Origin of the sequence: uncultured Limnohabitans sp. (genome assembly GCF_937889215.1) — a bacterium.
Taxonomy (GTDB): domain Bacteria; phylum Pseudomonadota; class Gammaproteobacteria; order Burkholderiales; family Burkholderiaceae_C; genus Limnohabitans_A.
Genome location: NZ_CALBEX010000321.1, coordinates 1 through 2,485 on the forward strand (window position 1 = coordinate 1; position 2,485 = coordinate 2,485).

1 protein-coding gene and 1 pseudogene are annotated in these 2,485 nt (G+C 61.1%); both read left to right on the forward strand.

Annotated elements, in window-relative coordinates; translation table 11 throughout:
* Positions 1 to 694, forward strand: a 694-nt coding sequence (locus tag Q0341_RS08225; protein ID WP_299511980.1) for an SAF domain-containing protein, incomplete at its 5' end; no start/stop codon positions are given.
* A gap of 315 nt (positions 695 to 1,009) precedes the next feature.
* Positions 1,010 to 2,485: pseudogene (locus Q0341_RS08230) on the forward strand (phosphoribosylformylglycinamidine synthase); the annotation flags it as partial.

The following is a 2,485-nucleotide window of genomic DNA, read 5'->3' on the forward strand; positions in this document are numbered from 1 at the left end:
CAACAGCTTTTTGGACGGCTCCAAGCCCTCGACTGAAAGTACGGCGGTGTCGAATGCCACCGGTTTGGGCGTGCCCAGCAACGGTTTGCTTTACCCACCCGCCAGTGTGGAAGACATTCCGTATGTCACCCGCCCGATCTCGGAAGGCGGCGTACTGGAGCGCAAGGGCATGGTCGAGGTCATTTCCAGTCTGGAAACCGATGGCCGAAAAATCCCTTACGACATCCGCATGGGCGTGTGGGTCACGGTGGAGGCCGAGACCGACTACATCAAAAACTGCTTTGAAGAGTACAACGCCCACACCGACCCCTCGGGCCGTTACTTCACTCTTTACAAGCGCTGGCATTTGATTGGCCTGGAAGTGGGCGTGAGCGTGGCGAGTGTGGCCCTGCGCAACGAACCCACCGGTGTGGCCATCGGCTGGAATGCCGACGTGGTCGCCACCGCCAAGCGCGACTTGAAGCCTGGCGACATGCTGGACGGCGAGGGCGGTTACACCGTCTGGGGCAAGCTGCTGCCCGCCGCCACCTCCAAGCGCATGGGAGGCGTGCCGCTGGGCTTGGCGCACGGTGTCAAGGTCATTCGCCCTGTGGCCAAGGGCCAAAGCCTGACTTGGGACGATGTGGCCATGGACACCAGCACCCACGCCTACAAAATCCGGCGCGAGATGGAGGCGACTTCGGTGCTGGGTTGAGGCTTGATGGGGACTTTCTTGCAGAAGTAAGACGGTCCGCTGTAGGTCGGCACCTTCAGGTCCGAAATCGCCGGGCATGGCAAAAGTCCATGTCGGGGCTGAAGCCGCCGACCTACAAGTTAAAAGACCGTTAAGTGCTTGGACCAGATTGACCGATTGGTATTGATCACCCTTTTCACGCGATCCTGATCCGTCTTTGATCTGCCCATTGCGCTCAGAAATCAGGGTTTCCCCAGCTAAAATAGGCGCTTTGCCGGTCAGCCCCAGTCAGCGGCCCCGGAACAGCGGTTTTCCGTCTCTTTACAAGGCCACCCCGTGTCCCTGCACATCACGACTTTTGAAGGCGCCAGCGCCATCAGTGACTTTCGCATTGCCCAGCTGTTGCCACGATTGGCCGCCATTTCACCGCAAATTCAGGGCATTTCGGCTCGTTTTGTCCACCTGGTCGCCACCACCACGCCTTTGGCCGAGGCCCACAAACAGTCACTTTCAGCCCTCCTGACTTATGGCGAGCCTTACGCCGGACCGACCGACGGCCCCGTGATCGTGGTCAGCCCCCGCTTGGGCACCGTGTCGCCTTGGGCGTCCAAAGCCACTGACATTGCCCACAACTGCGGTTTTGAGGTGCGCCGCGTCGAGCGCCTGACCGAATACCGTTTGACGCTCAAGTCGGGTTTGCTGGGAACCGCCAAGCTCAGCGCCGAGCAGTTGGGCCAAGTTGCCGCTGCGCTGCACGACCGCATGACCGAGTCGGCCATGCCCGGCCGCTATGAGGCGGCGGCCTTGTTCACCGCGCTAGAGCCGGCGCCAATGGACCATGTGGATGTGTTGGGTGGCGGCCCTGAAATGGGAAAGAAGGCACTCGAAGAAGCCAACAAAACTTGGGGCTTGGCCCTGGCCGAAGACGAAATCGATTATTTGGTCACCGCTTTCACGGGTCTCAAACGCAACCCCACCGATGTGGAGTTGATGATGTTCGCGCAGGCCAACAGCGAGCACTGCCGCCACAAGATTTTCAATGCCGAGTTCACCATCGACGGTGTGGCCCAGCCCAAGAGCTTGTTCGGCATGATCCGCAACACGCACCAACGCAGCCCCCAGCACACGGTGGTGGCGTATTCGGACAACGCCTCGGTGATGGAAGGCCACAACATTGAGCGCTTTGTGGCCAGAACCGGTGAGCAGGGCGCGGCTTACCAAGCCGAGCAAGCCTTGCACCATGTGCTGATGAAAGTGGAAACCCACAACCACCCGACCGCGATTTCGCCTTTCCCCGGCGCATCCACGGGCGCGGGCGGCGAGATCCGCGACGAAGGTGCGACCGGTCGCGGCTCCAAGCCCAAGGCGGGTTTGTCGGGCTTCACCGTGTCCAAACTCTGGGGTGGCATGTCGGACCAAGTGGGCGGTAAACCCGAGCACATCGCCAGCCCGTTGCAGATCATGACCGAAGGTCCATTGGGCGGCGCGGCGTTCAACAACGAGTTTGGCCGTCCCAACTTGCTGGGCTATTTCCGCGAATACGAGCAGACCGTGGATGGTGTGGTGCGTGGCTACCACAAGCCCATCATGATCGCGGGCGGTCTGGGTCAGATTGACGCCGAGCAAACCAAAAAGATCGAATTCCCTGCGGGCAGCTTGCTGATCCAGCTGGGCGGCCCTGGCATGCGCATTGGCATGGGCGGCAGCGCGGCCAGCTCCATGGCCACGGGCACCAACGCCGCCAACCTTGACTTTGACTCGGTCCAACGCGGCAACCCCGAGATCGAGCGCCGGGCGCCAGAGGTTATCAAC